This window comes from Microbacterium foliorum (genome assembly GCF_003367705.1).
GTDB lineage: Bacteria > Actinomycetota > Actinomycetes > Actinomycetales > Microbacteriaceae > Microbacterium > Microbacterium foliorum.
Genome location: NZ_CP031425.1, coordinates 251,111 through 266,824 on the forward strand (window position 1 = coordinate 251,111; position 15,714 = coordinate 266,824).

Annotated in this window: 12 protein-coding genes; 8 read left to right on the top strand and 4 right to left on the bottom strand. The window is 70.5% G+C overall.

The features are described 5' to 3' along the window. The first annotated feature begins 11 nt into the window (after positions 1–11). The 7 genes from DXT68_RS01225 to DXT68_RS01255 are packed head-to-tail and all read left to right on the top strand — an operon-like array spanning position 12 to position 7,269. Positions 12–1,013 (top strand): proline racemase family protein, encoded by a 1,002-nt coding sequence (locus DXT68_RS01225; protein WP_045253079.1) that lies wholly within the window; start codon positions 12–14, stop codon positions 1,011–1,013. Further along, positions 1,010–2,005, top strand: a complete 996-nt coding sequence (locus DXT68_RS01230) for an ornithine cyclodeaminase family protein (RefSeq protein ID WP_045253080.1) — start codon at positions 1,010–1,012, stop codon at positions 2,003–2,005. Before DXT68_RS01225 ends, DXT68_RS01230 begins: the two co-directional genes overlap by 4 nt. Then, positions 1,992–2,696 (top strand): GntR family transcriptional regulator, encoded by a 705-nt coding sequence (locus DXT68_RS01235; RefSeq protein ID WP_115760434.1) that lies wholly within the window; start codon positions 1,992–1,994, stop codon positions 2,694–2,696. The genes DXT68_RS01230 and DXT68_RS01235 overlap by 14 nt, the downstream gene beginning before the upstream one ends. Beyond that, positions 2,696–3,862, top strand: coding sequence for an NAD(P)/FAD-dependent oxidoreductase (locus tag DXT68_RS01240; RefSeq protein ID WP_045253082.1), 1,167 nt, complete (start codon positions 2,696–2,698; stop codon positions 3,860–3,862). Before DXT68_RS01235 ends, DXT68_RS01240 begins: the two co-directional genes overlap by 1 nt. Then, positions 3,859–4,287 (top strand): (2Fe-2S)-binding protein, encoded by a 429-nt coding sequence (locus tag DXT68_RS17365; protein ID WP_082068822.1) that lies wholly within the window; start codon positions 3,859–3,861, stop codon positions 4,285–4,287. The genes DXT68_RS01240 and DXT68_RS17365 overlap by 4 nt, the downstream gene beginning before the upstream one ends. Beyond that, on the top strand, positions 4,280–5,803 hold the full coding sequence (locus tag DXT68_RS01250) for an NAD(P)/FAD-dependent oxidoreductase (protein ID WP_045253083.1): 1,524 nt from the start codon (positions 4,280–4,282) through the stop codon (positions 5,801–5,803). The genes DXT68_RS17365 and DXT68_RS01250 overlap by 8 nt, the downstream gene beginning before the upstream one ends. After that, complete coding sequence (locus DXT68_RS01255; RefSeq protein ID WP_045253084.1) at positions 5,800–7,269, top strand: aldehyde dehydrogenase (NADP(+)); 1,470 nt, start codon at positions 5,800–5,802, stop codon at positions 7,267–7,269. Before DXT68_RS01250 ends, DXT68_RS01255 begins: the two co-directional genes overlap by 4 nt. 962 nt (positions 7,270–8,231) lie before the next feature. On the opposite strand, the gene DXT68_RS01260 is transcribed toward DXT68_RS01255, so the two are convergent. From DXT68_RS01260 to DXT68_RS01275, 4 genes are all read right to left on the bottom strand, one after another. Then, positions 8,232–10,325 carry a glycoside hydrolase family 127 protein gene (locus DXT68_RS01260; protein WP_052677626.1) on the bottom strand — a complete coding sequence of 698 codons (2,094 nt, stop codon included), beginning with the start codon at positions 10,323–10,325 and terminating at the stop codon, positions 8,232–8,234. An 83-nt stretch (positions 10,326–10,408) separates the two neighbouring features. Beyond that, complete coding sequence (locus DXT68_RS01265; protein ID WP_045253085.1) at positions 10,409–11,905, bottom strand: SulP family inorganic anion transporter; 1,497 nt, start codon at positions 11,903–11,905, stop codon at positions 10,409–10,411. 99 nt (positions 11,906–12,004) lie between these two features. Beyond that, positions 12,005–13,507 carry an MFS transporter gene (locus DXT68_RS01270; protein WP_082068823.1) on the bottom strand — a complete coding sequence of 501 codons (1,503 nt, stop codon included), beginning with the start codon at positions 13,505–13,507 and terminating at the stop codon, positions 12,005–12,007. 105 nt (positions 13,508–13,612) lie between these two features. After that, complete coding sequence (locus tag DXT68_RS01275; RefSeq protein ID WP_045253086.1) at positions 13,613–14,176, bottom strand: TetR/AcrR family transcriptional regulator; 564 nt, start codon at positions 14,174–14,176, stop codon at positions 13,613–13,615. A 162-nt stretch (positions 14,177–14,338) separates the two neighbouring features. On the opposite strand from DXT68_RS01275, the gene DXT68_RS01280 reads away from it, so the two are divergent. Beyond that, entirely contained in the window at positions 14,339–15,625 is a 1,287-nt protein-coding gene (locus DXT68_RS01280; protein WP_156149245.1) for a hypothetical protein, read from the top strand. Positions 15,626–15,714: the final 89 nt, after the last annotated feature.

Below are 15,714 nucleotides of genomic sequence, written 5' to 3' on the forward strand. Positions count from 1 at the left end.
GAGACACATCCATGCGAGCACAACGCGTCTTCCACGCCGTCGACTCCCACACCGAGGGGATGCCGACGCGCGTGATCGTCGGCGGCGTCGGAGTGATGCCGGGGTCGACGATGGAGGAGCGCCGGCAGTGGTTCATGGCGAACAGCGATGACCTGCGCCTGCTGCTGATGAACGAGCCCCGCGGTCACAGTGCGATGAGCGGCGCGATCCTGCAGCCGCCGACGCGACCCGACGCCGACTTCGGCGTGCTCTACATCGAGGTGTCGGGCTGCCTGCCCATGTGCGGGCACGGCACGATCGGCGTGGCGACCGTGCTCGTCGAGACGGGCATGGTGCCGGTCGTCGAGCCGGTCACCACGATCCGGCTCGACACCCCGGCAGGTCTCGTGATCGCCGACGTGCACGTGTCCGACGGGCACGCCGACAGCGTCACCCTGCGCAACGTGCCGTCATTCGTCGTCGCGCTCGACCAGGTCGTCGACGTGCCCGGGCTCGGCGCCGTCGAGTACGACCTCGCCTTCGGCGGCAACTTCTACGCGATCGTCTCGCTCGAGCAGATCGGGCTGCCCTTCGACCGCGCGCACAAGGACGAGCTGCTCGCGGCGGGACTCGCCATCATGGACGCGATCGAGGCGGCGGGCGAACCGGTGCACCCGGTCGACCCGACCATCCGCGGCTGCCACCACGTCTACCTGAAGGCCCCCGGGTCGACCGCGGTGCACTCGCGGCACGCGATGGCCATCCACCCCGGGTGGTTCGACCGCTCGCCCTGCGGCACCGGCACGAGCGCGCGCATGGCTCAGCTGCACGCACGGGGCGAGCTGCCGCTCGACCAGGACTTCGTCAACGAGTCGTTCATCGGCACGAGCTTCACCGGCCGCCTCGTCGAGACGACCGAGGTCGCCGGCATCCCCGCCGTCATCCCGACGATCACCGGCCGCGCGTGGGTGACGGGCACCGCGCAGTACATGCTCGACCCCAGCGATCCGTTCCCCCGGGGGTTCGTGCTGTGACGTCGGTTCCCGTGATCGGCGTCGACGAGATCGATGCGGCGATCGACCGCCGCGGTACGGTCGACGCCATCACGTCGGCGCTGCGCGACGGGGTCGACATCGAGGCCGACGCTCCACGGCTGTTCAGCCCGCTCGACAGCGGCGAGTTCCTGCTGATGCCGACGCAGTCGCCCGAGCACGCGGGCATCAAGGTCGTGACGATCGCCCCGCACAACACCGCGCGGGGTCTGCCCAAGATCCAGGCGTGGTACCTCGTCTTCGACGCGGCGACGCTGAGTCCCCTCGCGATCCTCGAGGGCGCCCATCTGACCACCCTGCGCACCCCGGCGGTCACGGCGGTCGCGGTCCGGGGCATGCTGCAGGCCGACCCGCGGGGCCCGAGAGGCGGCATCGAGTCGCTCGCGGTGCTCGGATCGGGGCCGCAGGCCGAGGCGCATGTCCGCACGCTCGTCGACCTGATGCCGGTCGGCGAGGTGAGCATCGTGGGCCGCACCCCCGAGCGCATCGCCGATCTGGTCGAGCGACTCCGGGCCGACGGCATCGCCGCGGTATCCGGTGGCCTCGAAGACGTGCGCGCCGCCGATGTCGTCATCGCGGCCACCTCGTCGAGCGTGCCGGTGCTCGGCCGCGCCGACGTCGACGACCACGCCGTCGTCGCGGCCGTCGGCTCGCACGGCGCCGACCGCCGGGAACTGGGCGCCGATCTGGTCACCGACGCCGATCTGGTGGTCGAGGCCCGGGCATCCGCGCTGCGTGAGAACGGCAACCTGCTGCAGGCACGCGACCTCGCGCACTGGGAGGCGGATGCGCAGCCCGTGACGAATCTGCGAGAGTTGGTCGCGGGCGCATTCGTGCGCCGCGAGGCTCGACCGGCCGTCTACACCGGCGTCGGCATGAGCTGGGAGGATCTCGCCGTGGTGGCGCGGATCCTGAGGTCGGCGCACCGCGCTGATGCATCGCCTCGGAGAGGGAACACAGATGTCCGGAACTGACACCCGCAGCCTCGTGCGGCTCAGCAAGCAGCCCAGTGTTCGCGACACGGTCACCCGTGCGCTGCGCTCGGCCATCATCAGCGGCGAGATGCAGCCCGGACGCGTCTATTCGGCCCCGAGCCTCGGCGAGGAGTTCGGCACGTCGGCGACACCCATCCGCGAGGCCATGCTCGACCTGGTGCGCGAGGGGCTCGTCGTCGCGATGCCCAACCGCGGCTTCCGCGTGACCGAGGTGTCATCGCACGACCTCGCCGAAGTCACCGAGCTGCGCCTCTTCCTCGAGCCGCCGGCCGTCGAGAAGGCGACCCCGCTGATCCCCGAGAGCGCGTTCGCCGAGCTCCGCGGCAAGGCCGATGACATCGTCGCCGCGGCCGACCGCGGCGACCTCGTCGAATACCTGAGCGCAGACAGCGACTTCCACCTGGCGATCCTGCGGTACGCCGGCAACGCCCGTCTCACGCAGCTGATCCAGTCGCTGCGCTCGCAGACCCGACTGTTCGGGCTCGCGGAGCTCTACGAACGCGGGCACCTCACCGGCTCCGCGAAGGAGCACCACACGATCATGGATGCCATCGAAGCGCGGGATGCGGTGCGAGCGCGCGACCTCGTGTTCTCGCACATCGAGCACGTGAAGGGCGACTGGTCGGGTCACACGGTGGGCGAGCCCCACCCCGCGGAGGCGAACGGCTAGTGGGCTCATCGACAGCGCGCGCTGACGTCGTCATCGTCGGGGCGGGAGTCGTCGGTGCCGCGACGGCGTTCTTCGCCGCGGCCGCGGGCCTGCGGACGATCGTGGTCGAGCGCGGGTCGATCGCCTCGGGCACGAGCAGTCGGTGCGAGGGGAACATCCTCGTCTCCGACAAGGAGGTCGGCCCCGAGCTCGAACTGTCGCTGTATTCGCAGCGGGTGTGGCGCGAAGACCTCGCCGAGCATGCGGCCCTGTGGGAGTTCGAGTCCAAGGGCGGCCTCGTCGTCGCCGGCAGCGCCGCGAGCATGGCGGGCCTGACCGCACTCGTCGGGCATCAGCGCGAGCTCGGCATCCGCGCCGAGATCATCGACGGCAACCCCGGACTGCGCGAGGTCGAGCCCTACATCAACCCCGCTCTCGTCGGCGGCGCCTTCTACCCCGACGACGCGCAGGTGCAGCCGCTGCTGGCCACCCATCACCTTCTGCGCCTCGCCATCGCGCACGGCGCCGAGCTGCACACCAGAACGGCGGTGCACGGCATCCTCACCGACCACGGCCGTGCCGTGGGGGTCGACACCTCGATCGGCCGCATCTCGGCCGGGGCCGTCGTGAACTGCGCAGGGCCGTGGAGCGGTGAGCTCGCCGCCCTCGCCGGCGTGCACCTTCCGGTGCTGCCCCGACGCGGCTTCGTGCTGGTCACCGAGCCGGTGCCGATCACGGTGCACCACAAGGTCTACGCCGCGGAGTACGTCGGCGATGTCGCGAGCTCGGATGCCGGGCTGCAGGTCTCGCCGGTCGTCGAGGGCACCCCGAGCGGCACGATCCTGCTCGGCGCCAGCCGCGAACGCGTCGGGTTCGACCGGTCGTTCTCGGCCGAGGCCGTCGCACGCATCGCCGCGAGCGGGCTCGGTCTGTTCCCGGCGCTGCGCGATGTGGGCGTGCAGCGCGCCTACTCCGGATTCCGCCCGTACTGCCCCGACCATCTGCCGGCGATCGGCGAGGATGCGCGACTGCCGGGCCTGTGGCACGCGGCCGGGCACGAGGGCGCCGGAGTCGGCCTCTCGGTCGGCACGGGCAAGCTGCTGTCGCAGGCGCTGCGGTCGCAGGCGACCGATCTCGACCTGACCGCCTTCCGCCCCGACCGACTCGAAGGGCTCGTCGCCGCATGACCCGCACCAGCCTGCAGTTCGACGGCACCCCCGTGCCCTTCACTCCGGGGCAGACGGTCGGTGCCGCCCTCGCGGACGCGGGGATCGTCTCGTGGCGCACGACCCGCCGAGACCACGCCCCCCGAGGGCTCTTCTGCGGCATCGGCGTGTGCTTCGACTGCCTCGTCACGGTCGACGGCGCACGCAGCCAGCGCGCCTGCCTCGTCGAGGCGTGCGAGGGACAGGACGTGCGCAGCGCCGATCCCGACGAGCCGTTGCCGCTGACGCTGTCGGTTCCCGCTCCGGTTCCGGTTCCGGGTTCCGGTTCCGGTTCCGTTCCCGATTCCGGTTCCGGTTCCGTTCCCGCTTCCGGTTCCGTTCCCGATTCCGTGGAGGCGGGAGCGCCGGAGGACTCGGCGTCGCATCCGGAGGACTCGCATGGCTGAGCGCATCCCCCCGACGTCCGAGGCCGCGCCCGCCGACGTCGCTGTCGTCGGTGCCGGTCCTGCCGGGCTGAGCGCGGCGGTCGTCGCCGCGGAGCACGGGCTGCACGTCGTGCTGATCGACGCCGGGCGCCAGACCGGCGGTCAGTACTGGCGGCATCCCGATGAGCGCCATCGCGACGCCTTCGCGGCACCCGAGAGCACCGGCCATCACCACTGGCGTCACTACACCGACCTGCGCGATCGGCTCTCGGCCGCCGTGGCATCGGGCCGCCTCCGGCACCTGGCAGGGCGGCAGGTGTGGCGCACCGACGGCTACGGCGATCGGGTCGCCCTGCGCACGAGCGCGGTGACCGGCACCGATACCCTGCCGCATGCCGAGCGCACCACGTGGGCGCGGCGACTCGTGATCGCGACCGGAGCGTACGACCGGCAGCTGCCCGTGCCCGGGTGGACGCTGCCCGGGGTGATGGCGGCCGGCGGCGTGCAGGCGATGCTGAAGGCGAACCAGGTGCGCGCCGGGCGCCGTGCGGTGGTCGCCGGCACCGGGCCGTTCCTGCTCTCGGTCGCCGCCGGGCTCGCCGAAGCCGGAGTCGAGGTCGTCGAGGTGGTCGACGCCAATGCGCTCACGCGCTGGGCGGCGACGCCGCTGCGCGCGCTGCAGGAACCGGGCAAGCTGTGGGAGGGCGTCGGCTACGCCGCCACCTTCCTGCGCCATCGCGTGCCGTTCCGCACGCGCACCGTGGTCAGTGCCGTCCGCGGCGACGGGCGCGTGAGCGAGGTCGAGTTGTCGCGCGTCGACGGCGAAGGCCGCATCCGCCCCGGTTCGTCGCGCACCGTCACCGCCGACCTCGTCGCATTCGGCTGGGGCTTCACCCCGCAGCTCGAACTCGCCGTGGGGCTCGGGCTGCGCACCCGCATCGACGTCGACGGATCGCTCGTGATCGATGTCGACGACGACCTGCGCGCCTCCGATCCGCTCGTCTTCGCCGCAGGAGAGGTCACCGGCATCGGCGGAGCCATCGCATCGTGCGCCGAGGGCGAGCTCGCCGGATCCGCCGTCGCACGCGACCTCGGCGTGCCCACCGACGCCCGGACGACGGCACGGCACCGTCGACGTCTGCAGCGCGGCCGCCGCTTCGCGATCGGCATGCACCGAGCCAGCCCCGTTCCCGCCGCCTGGGACCAGTGGCTGACCCCCGAGACCCACATCTGCCGCTGCGAAGAGGTCACCGCGGCCGAGGTGACCGACGCCGTCGATGCGCTGCGCGCCGACGACGCGCGCGACGTGCGGGTCACCGCGCGTCCCGGCATGGGGCTCTGCCAGGGGAGGGTGTGCGGATTCGCCCTCTCGAAGCTCGTCGCGACCGGCACCGGCCGCGACGTCGATGCCGGCACCGGCGGCGACGTCGATGCCGCAGCCCTCGAATCCTTGACCAATCGACAGGTGGGCGTGCCCGTCTCGCTGGGCGACCTCGCCTCGCTCGTGCCGCACCACCCGAACCAGGAGGAGTCATGACCTTGCACGCCACATCCGACGACCGCGTCGACCAGATCATCGAGCGCGCGGGCCGCGCGTCCGAACAGTGGAAGCGCGTCAGCATCGCCGATCGGGCGCAGGCGCTCGACGCCGTGGCGGATGCTCTCGACCAGCACGCCGACGAGCTGATCCCGCTCGCGCAGCGCGAGACCCACCTCGCCGAGGCGCGCCTGCGGGGCGAGCTGCGTCGCACCAGCTTCCAGCTGCGCATGTTCGCCGAGATGCTGCCCGAGGGGCTCTGGCTCGACGCGCGCATCGACCACGCCGACGCCGAATGGCCGATGGGTGCCCCGCGTCCCGACCTGCGTCGTCAGCTCGAGCCCATCGGCACGACGCTCGTGTTCGCGGCGAGCAACTTCCCCTTCGCGTTCTCCGTGGCCGGAGGTGACACCGCGAGTGCGCTCGCCGCAGGCAACGCCGTGGTGCTCAAAGCCCACCCCGGGCACCCCGAGCTCTCCGACGCGACCACCGATGTCGTGGTGGCGGCTCTCGCCGCTGCGGGTGCGCCCGAGGGCCTCTTCCAGACGATCCACGGCACCGAGGCGGGTGTGCATGCGCTGCGCGCGCCCGGGGTCAAGGCCGCCGCCTTCACCGGATCGGTCAGGGGAGGACGCGCGCTCTTCGACATCGCCGCATCGCGCCCCGAGCCCATTCCGTTCTACGGCGAGCTCGGCAGCACGAACCCCGCGTTCGTCACGAAGCGCGCGGCTGAGCGCGATGCCGCCGGGATCGCCCGCGACTTCGTCGCCTCGGTCACCGGCAGCGCCGGACAGCTGTGCACCAAGCCGGGAGTGCTCTTCGCGCCCGCGGGGTCGGCGATCGTCGCAGAGCTCGAGGCGCAGCAGCTGCCCGCGGCGACCCCGTTGCTGAACGGCGGCATCGAGAGCGGCTTCCGTGACTCGGTCGCCTCGACCCGCGCCGTCGACGGTGTGCGCACGCTCGCGGCAGCGCCGGACGATGCGTCGGACGCGCAGGCGCCGTCGGCCGTGCTGTTCACCGCGTCGAGCGAGACGCTGCGTGCCGACATGGACACCCTGATGAGCGAGATGTTCGGACCCGCGGCGCTCGTCGTGACGTACGACGACGAGAGCGAGCTGCTCGAGTTCGCCGATCTGCTCGAGGGGCAGCTGACGGCCACGATCATCGGAGAGGATGACGACGAGATCGCCGTCGACCTGCTCCCCAAGCTGTCGGAGCGGGCCGGGCGTGTGCTCTGGAACCAGTGGCCGACCGGTGTCTCGGTGACCTGGGCGCAGCAGCACGGCGGACCGTACCCCGCCACGACAGCGGTCGGCACGACATCGGTGGGCATGGCCGCGATCACGCGCTTCCTGCGTCCCGTCGCCTACCAGAACGTGCCCGAGGGGCTGCTGCCGGATGCGCTCAAAGAGAGCAATCCCCTCGGCATCGTGCGGCGCGTCGACGGCATCCTGATCCTGCCCTGACGCGGCCGGGGTCACTTTCGCATCTTGTCCCGCGTCCGGGGTCACTTTCGCATCTTGTCCCGCGTCCGGGGTCACTTTCGCATCGCTGGCCCTGGCCGGGGTCACTTTCGCATCGCATAGAGCCGTTTCCGGGGCGCTTTTGACCCCGCACCAGGAGCCGGTGCGCTTTTGACCTCGCATCGCGATCCGGCGTTCCCCTCCCTCGTCCGGGGTCACTTTCGCATCGCTGGCCCTGGCCGGGGTCACTTTCGCATCTCGTCGGGCCGTTTTCGGTGTGCTTTTGACCCCGTAGCGTTGCGGCGTTCCTCTCTCGTCCGGGCCACTTGCATATCGCTGGCCCTGGCCCTGGCCGGGGTCACTTGCGCATCGCTGGCCCTGGCCGGGGTCACCTTCGCATCTCGTCGGGCCTCTTCCGGTGTGCTTTTGACCCCGCAGCGTTTTGCGGCGTTCCCGTTCTCGCGGGCGGGGTCACTTGCGCATCGCTGGCCCTGGCCGGGGTCACTTTCGCATCTCGTCGGGCCGTTTCCGGTGTGCTTTTGACCCCGCGGCGTTTTGCGGTGTTCTCGTCCCCTCGTCCGGGCGACTTGCATATTGCTGGCCCTGGCCGGGGTCACTTTCGCATCTCGTCGGGCCGTTTCCGGTGTGCTTTTGACCCCGCGGCGTTTTGCGGTGTTCTCGTCCCCTCGTCCGGGCGACTTGCATATTGCTGGCCCTGGCCGGGGTCACTTTCGCATCGCTGGCCCTGGCCGGGGTCACTTTCGCATCTCGTCGGGCCTTTTCCGGTGTGCTTTTGACCCCGCAGTGTTTGCGGCGTTCCCGTTCTCGCGGGCGGGGTCACTTGCGCATCGCTGGCGAGGGCGGGGTCACTTTCGCATCCCGCAGGGGCGATTCCGGTGTCTTATCGGCCCTGCAACGCGCCCGCGTCGATGCCTGCACGCGCGCAGCGCCGGGTGGCGTCGCGCTCAGGTCGTCGAGGTCGGCATCCAGACCCGCATCGAGACGCCGCCGTCGTACTCGGCGAACGGACGCAGCTCGACGCTGCTCGGTGCGGATGCCGGCTCGCCACCCCCGCGGGTGTACAGCGGCCGCGGTTCTGACGACATCCGGTGGGCGTCGATCGTCAGGCGAGGGCCGAGCCAGCCCGGTGATTCGACCTCACCCTCACCTGCACCTGCACCTGCACCTGCACCTGCACCTGCACCTGCACCTGCACCTGCACCGTCACCAGTCACTGCACCTGTACCGGCACCCGCACCGGCACCCGCACGTGCACCTGCACCGGCAGCCTCACCAGCCCGTGCCGCGAGGTCCTCGACGTCGACGACCAGGCCGTCGACGTCACCGACTGCGCAGTAGACGACCGGCCCTCGGCGCACGGCCACGGTTCCGCGCACGGCGTCGATGCGCGGATGCGGATGGATGACGTCGATCTCGACCGGCAGCACCAGCTCGAGCACGGTTCCATCGACGAGCGCGTCCTCGACGACGATCCACCCGTCTTCGACGACCGCATCGACTGCATCGACTGCATCGCCCGCACCGACCGCATCGACCGCATCGACCGCATCGACTGCACCGACCGCACCGACCGCCCCGACCGCTGCGCCGCCGCGGCGCAGGGTCAGCGGGCGCCCGGCCACCCAGCCCGGTGCGCGCAGGGCCAGTCGACGGCATCCCTCGGCGGCATCTCCGTCGACGCTGATGCGCACGTGGCCGTCGGCGGGGTACGCGGTGTCGATGATCACCGTCGCGCCGTACGCGTGCAGGGTAGCCGACGCATAGAGCACGATGTCCAGCCCGTCGGGACGCTCGGCGCCGAGGTGACTCTCGAGCGTCGCGAACGTGCGCATGAGGTTGGGCGGGCAGCAGGCGCAGCTGAACCACCGGCGTCGGCCGGCCGGGGCATCGCCGCCGTACAGATGCTCGTCGCGCACCTGCAGCGGATTGACGTAGGTGAACGAGTCGCCGCGGGTCGAGATGCCCGCGGCGACGACGTTGTAGAGGGCGGTCTCGGCGACATCCATGCAGGAGGCATCTCCGGTCGCCAGGTACATGCGCCAGGCCCATCCGAAGAGAGCCACCCCGGCGCAGGTCTCGGCGTACGCGCGGTCGGGCGGCAGCTCGAAGGCGTCGCCGAACGCCTCGTCCTCGTGCCGGGCGCCGGTGCCGCCGGTGATGTACGAGCGGCGTGAGACCATGTCATCCCACTGGGTGCGCATCGCGTCGAGCATCTCCGTCTCGCCGGTCTCGAGGTACAGGTCGGTGATGCCCTGGTTCAGGTAGAGCGCGCGCACCGCGTGCCCCCGCATCCTGGTGGCCTGCAGGGCCGGCTGCTCGTCCTGATAGTAGGGGGCGCCGAACATCACCCCGCCGAGGAACCCGGAACCGCGTCGGCGGATGAAGGAGGCGGCCAGGTCGAGCGCCGCCGTGGAGCCCGTGGTGCGGTACAGCTCGACCAGCGCCGCCTCGATCAGCGGATGTCCGCAGTACTCCACCGCATCGTCGCCGCCCATGCGGGCCACGACGTGGTCGGTGAATCGCTCGGCGACGCGCAGCAGGCGGTCGTCGCCGAGCGCCCGATGCGCCCCGACCGCCGCCTGGATCAGGTGGCCGAGGCAGTACAGCTCGTGTCCCTGGGCGAAGTCCGTCCAGGGCTGTCGGTCGTCACGACCGAGATATGCGGAGTCGAGGTACCCGTCGTCCTGCTGCGCCCGCTCGATGAGCGCGACGGTCCGGTCGAAGAATGCGCGGATGCCGTCATCGTCTTCGCGACCGAGTTCCCAGGCCGCCGCCTCGAGCGTCTTGTAGATGTCGGAGTCGGCGAAGAGCATTCCGCGGAACTCGGCATCCGACTCGCCGGTGAGGCGTCGCACGTTGTCGAGGGTGCCGTACTCCTCGAGCATCGCGATCCCATGCGGCAGCGTGACCTGCCGGTTGCGCGCATGCCAGTCGTGCAGGAGCCCCTGCTCGATGACCGGCGAGACCAGCAACGGGCGGCGCACGCCATGGGTCGTGAGTCCGACCGGGGCGGGAGAGGGGATGCGGATGTCTGGCATGGGCTGACTCTTCTCCGAAGTGCCCTCGTGGCACCTCTCGCGATGAGTGCAATTGTACTTGCACTCATCGCGAGCGCCAGGGTCTACTCGAACCCGCCGCTCAACCGTCCGCGCATCCGCTGACTGCTCTCGTTCATCCCGACGATCTCGACGGTCTTGCCGAGGGCCGCGTACTTCGTCTCGATCGCATCGAGGGCGGCGACGGTCGACGCGTCCCAGATGTGCGATCCGGACAGATCGACAACGACAGAGTGCGGGTCGGAAGGGTACGAGAACAGCGTCGTCAGGTCGTTGCTCGAGGCGAAGAACAGCTCGCCGGTCACCGTGTAGGTCACCGTGTCGCCGGCGACCGTCCGCGCCACCGACACGAAGTGCGCGACCCTGCGCACGAACAGCACCGAGGCGACCAGCACGCCGCCCACCACGCCGATCGCGAGGTTGTGCGTCAGCAGCACGAGCACGACGGTCGCCACCATCACGAACGTCTCGCTCTTCGGCATCCGCTTCAGGGTCGACGGCGTGACGCTGTGCCAGTCGAACGCTCCGATCGCCACCATGATCATCACGGCGACGAGGGCCGCCATCGGGATCGTGCCGACGAAGTCGCCGAACACGACCACCAGCAGGAACAGGAAGATCCCGGCACAGAACGTCGAGATGCGCGTGCGGGCGCCGGATGCCTTCACGCCGATCATCGTCTGACCGATCACCGCGCATCCGCCCATGCCGCCGAAGAACCCCGACAGCATGTTCGCGACGCCCTGCGCCCACGACTCGCGGGTCTTGTTCGAGTGCGTGTCGGTGATCTCGTCGACGAGCTTGGCGGTGAGCAGCGACTCCATGAGCCCGACCAGCGCGACCCCGAGCGCGAACGGCGCGATGATCGTGAACGTCTCCCAGGTGAACGGGATGTCGGGCAGGAACAGTGACGGCAGGCTGCGGGGGAGCTCGCCCTGATCGCCGACGGTCGGCACCGTGAGTCCCATCGTCAGCACCACGCCGGTCACGATGATCACCGACACGAGCGGCGCCGGCACGATCCTGGTGATCCTCGGCATCACGATCATGACCAGGATTCCCAGCGCGACCAAGGGGTACACCAGCCACGGCACGTCGATCAGCTGCGGGAACTGTGAGCTGAACACGAAGATCGCGAGCGCGTTCACGAAGCCGACCATGACGCTGCGGGGGATGAACCGCATGAGCTTCGCGACCCCCAGCACACCGAGGATCACCTGGAAGACGCCCGCCAGGATCACCGTCGCGATGAAGTAGTCCATCCCGTACGTCGGCGCGACGGGGGCGATCACGAGAGCGACGGCTCCGGTCGCGGCGGTCACCATCGCCGGGCGCCCGCCGAGGAACGCGATCGACACGGCCATGATGAACGACGAGAACAGGCCGACCTTCGGGTCGACGCCCGCGATCACCGAGAACGCGATCGCCTCGGGGATCAGGGCGAGTCCCACGACGAGACCGGCCAGCACCTCGCGCGTCAGCATCCGCGGGTTCTTCAGCGCGTCGAGGACGGAGGGCTTGGCCCGATAGCGGGCGCGATCATCGACCGTGAGTGCAGACATGGGATGCTCCAGAAAGTCGGCCGGAGGCGGGCCGGACACTCCAGGGTACGGCGGATGCCGGGGGCTCGTCGCCGCCCGGCATCCGTTCACCGCCGGCCGTCACTCCGTGCGTGCGAATCCCGCGACGACGGCGCCGACCGCCGTGACGGTTGCGGCGCCGAGGAACAGCCAGGCGAAGCCGCCGGTCAGAGCCTCAGGTGCGGAGGCTCCGGCCGCGGTCAAGGCCTCGGTCCGCAGTCCGGCGAGGGTGCCGAGCACCGCGAGTCCGAGAGCGCCGCCGATCTGCTGACCGGTGTTCACGAGACCGCCGGCGAGTCCGGCCTCTCCGCCGTCGACCCCGTCGACCGACAGCTGCGTCGCCGTGACGAACGCGCCGCCGAGGCCCACGCCGATGAGCAGGGTGGGGCCGAGCAGCTGCGCGACGAACCCGGCATCCGCGGGCGCGAACGACAGCCACACGAGGCCTGCGGCCAAGACGAGCAGCGACCCGATGAGCGTCGCCTTCAGCCCGAGGCGCTGCACGAGAGTCGGGACGATGCCGGCGACCACGACGAGCGCTCCGGCGAGCGGCAGCTGCGAGAGTCCTGCGGTCAGTGCGTCGTATCCGAGTGCGGCCTGCATGTAGACCGAGAGGGCGAAGAACAGCGCGACCATCCCGGCACCGACGAGCAGCACGACGACGTTGCCGATCGAGAGGTTGCGATTGCGGAACACGCCCAGGGGCACCAGTGGCGACGCGGCGCGTCGCTCGATCGCGACGAACACCGCGCCGAGCACCAGTGCGGCCAGGAGCAGCGCGAGGGGGAGCGGATGCAGGATGCCGACCTGCTCGACCGCGCTGAGCGCACCGACCACCGCGACGAGGGCGCCGGTGATGGTGGCCGCACCCCAGAGGTCGAGTCTCGGCGCCGCAGAGTCCGTGTCGCGGGAGATCAGCAGCGGAACGGCGACGAGCACGATCGCGCCGACCGGCACGTTCACGAAGAACACCGACTGCCACCCGAAGGTGGCGGTGAGCACGCCGCCCAGCAGCACGCCCGCGGCCGATCCGATGCCGGCGACGCCGCCCCACACGCCCAGCGCCTTCGAGCGGTCGCGGGAATCGGGGAACAGCTGGGTCAGCAGGGCCAGCGCCGACGGTGCGAGCAGTGCCGCCGACACCCCTTGCAGGGCGCGTGCGGCGAGCAGCATCTCGCTCGAGAGCGACAGGCCGGCCAGCGCGGAGGCGGCGACGAATCCCGCCGTGCCGATGAGGAAGATCCGGCGGTGGCCGTAGCGGTCGGCGAGTCGGCCGCCGAGCAGCAGAAGGCCGCCGAATGCGAGGACGTACGCGGTGATCACCCAGGCGAGCGCGGCGGTGCCCATGGCGAGCTGCTCGCCGAGCACCGGCAGCGCGATGTTGACGATCGAGGCGTCGAGCACCACGAGGAACTGCGCCAGCGCGAGGATGCTGAGGGCGAACCAGCGTCTGCTGCGTCTGCTGATGGTGCTGCTGGTGCTGGTGCTGGTGCTGGTGCTGGTGCTGGTGCTGGTGCTGGTGCTGGTGCTGGTGCTGGTGCTGGTGCTGCTGCTCGGTGCGGGGGCGGGGGTGGTGATTCTCATGATGGTCTCGTCTCTCTGTGTAAGGGATCTGTCGGGTTGGCGGCGGGAGAGTGACTGTTCACTCACTCCCGAAGAAATGGAAGAACCGCGATCATGCGGTGCGTCTCACTCGGGGTGACGGATGCCGTGCGCGACGATCTTCGCCCACGGCGCGCTGCTCTCGTCGACCCGCGCGGTGACGATCAGGTGGCAGAGCTGCCCGTAGGCGATGAAGCGCTGCACGGCGTCGTCGCTTCCCGCCGACCGGTGTCGCACGAACTCCGTCACCTTCGCGAGCCCGGCGCGGAGTGCGTCGCCGATCTCGGGGGTCTCTGCGGCGGACTGCGCGTGCACCTGGAGCATGAGCAGCGACCGATCGCGGATGAGGTCGGCATACGCCTCGCCCATCGCGTCGAGCAGGTCGTCGGGGCGGGGGGATCCGGCGGCATCGGCACCCGCCTCGAGGGCGTCGATGATCCGCTCGAAGCAGGTCTCGAGCGCCGCGACGAACAGCTGCTCCTTGCGCGGGTAGAGCTTGAACACGTACGCCGGAGAGATCTTCGCCTCGCGGGCCACGTCTGCCACGGTGGTGCGGAAGTACCCACCGCGGGCGAACTCGACCAGCGCCGCCGCCGCGACCAGCGGGCGTCGGATGTCGGCCGTCGAGAGGATCGGGCTGCGCGGGGTCATGGGAATGACTGTACGCGGGTGAGAGTGATTGGTCAATCACTGCTTGGTGGCGGCGCCATCTGGGCGCGACCTCTTCTCCACCCAGACCCCGTTCTCGATCTCGTCCACAGGTCGTGCGGCGCGTGTCTCCCTGTGTCGGGCCCGGTTCATAGCCTCGCTCGCATGACGATTCAGATCCCTGTCCGAATGCCCACCTTCATGCGCGTCGAGCTCACGGTCGACGGCCGACCCGAGCTCGATCGGGCGATCGATCTGCCGACCGGGTCGCCGCATCACTGGATCGTCGAGGCGTATCGGCTGAGCGTCGGGCTCGAACCTCACGAGAGTTCCGAGCACGACGGCCTCGACCGCTGCCACCACGACGAGGCCTACGCGTATCCGTGGCCTTCGAGGCCCGGAGCCGACGAGATTCCGGGGCTCCCTCACGACCCGGTGATCGGCATCCGCTCCATCGAGACGCCGCCGATCGGCACACCATGGCTGTCGGTCACCTCGCTGCCGTCCGCGATGGAGCCGCCGGGTGTCGCGGCTTCCTCGGCTGATGAGCGGTCGAGCGGATGGTTGACCGGCGAGGCGCCGTTTCGTGAAGACGACGTGAACCGCGAACTGCTGCGCCGACACGGTGTGGTGCAGCCGTTCTTCGACGACGGCGGTCTGTGGTTCGACGATCCGCATCTGCCGTCGCCGTCGTCGATCAAGACGCTCGCCTCGGCGGTGACGCCCGCGCGGCGACTGGCTCTGCTCGCGCACATCGACCGAACCGACCTGCTGCGGTCCGCGGCCCCGGACTACGGCGATGCGGAGTCGGTGCTCGCATCTCTCACCCGGCTTCTCGACCTGCTCGGAACGATGGGCGCGGTGCAGGATGCCGAGAGCGGGTGGCTGCCGGAGGCTGAGAGCGACCGAGTCGTGCGCTCGCTCGGGTGGAACGGGACGCCCGACGAGGTGCGATCACGAGGGCAGGCGCTGGTCTCATTCGCCCGGCGCGCGAAGCTGATCCGACGCTTCAAGGGAAAGGTGGTCGCGACAGCTCGCGCCCGCACGCTGCGCGTCGCCTCTCCGCTGACGTTGCAGGCACTCGCCGCGATGGTCGCGGCCGGCGACGGCGGGTGGCGAGATCTGCGGTCGACTCGGTCGCGGGCCGAGGAAGCGCTCGTGCTGCTCGCGATCGCCGATGGGACGGCGGCGCACGTCGACGACCTTCCGAATCTCGTCGTCGAGGGGTCCCGAGCCTTCGCCGAATCCGATGCGCGGGTCGACCTCGATGGCGGAGGAACACCGTGGGAGGGACTGCGGGGAGCGCGCGATGACGGTGGAGTCGGGCGGGTCGTCGAGAGCATCGCGCTCCTCTCCGCGACGGACGCGTACGGGACGATCACCGCGGCGATGAGAGAGGTGGCCCGTCACGCGCTCCTCGGCGGAGTCCCCGAGGATCGATACGACCTGTAGCGTCCTGTTCCGGCATCGCGCTGCGGGGGCGGTGATCTCGTCACGCGCTGCGGCGAGGTGCGGTCGTCACTCCGGCTGGCGAGGTGCGG

What these genes read in the sequence shown, in the direction of transcription:
- DXT68_RS01225 (WP_045253079.1), top strand. Translation starts at nt 12, where the DNA reads ATGCGAGCACAACGCGTCTTCCACGCCGTCGACTCCCACACCGAGGGG.
- DXT68_RS01235 (WP_115760434.1), top strand. Translation starts at nt 1,992, where the DNA reads ATGTCCGGAACTGACACCCGCAGCCTCGTGCGGCTCAGCAAGCAGCCC.
- DXT68_RS17365 (WP_082068822.1), top strand. Translation starts at nt 3,859, where the DNA reads ATGACCCGCACCAGCCTGCAGTTCGACGGCACCCCCGTGCCCTTCACT.
- DXT68_RS01250 (WP_045253083.1), top strand. Translation starts at nt 4,280, where the DNA reads ATGGCTGAGCGCATCCCCCCGACGTCCGAGGCCGCGCCCGCCGACGTC.
- DXT68_RS01255 (WP_045253084.1), top strand. Translation starts at nt 5,800, where the DNA reads ATGACCTTGCACGCCACATCCGACGACCGCGTCGACCAGATCATCGAG.
- DXT68_RS01260 (WP_052677626.1), bottom strand. Translation starts at nt 10,325, where the DNA reads ATGCCAGACATCCGCATCCCCTCTCCCGCCCCGGTCGGACTCACGACC.
- DXT68_RS01265 (WP_045253085.1), bottom strand. Translation starts at nt 11,905, where the DNA reads ATGTCTGCACTCACGGTCGATGATCGCGCCCGCTATCGGGCCAAGCCC.
- DXT68_RS01270 (WP_082068823.1), bottom strand. Translation starts at nt 13,507, where the DNA reads ATGAGAATCACCACCCCCGCCCCCGCACCGAGCAGCAGCACCAGCACC.
- DXT68_RS01275 (WP_045253086.1), bottom strand. Translation starts at nt 14,176, where the DNA reads ATGACCCCGCGCAGCCCGATCCTCTCGACGGCCGACATCCGACGCCCG.
- DXT68_RS01280 (WP_156149245.1), top strand. Translation starts at nt 14,339, where the DNA reads ATGACGATTCAGATCCCTGTCCGAATGCCCACCTTCATGCGCGTCGAG.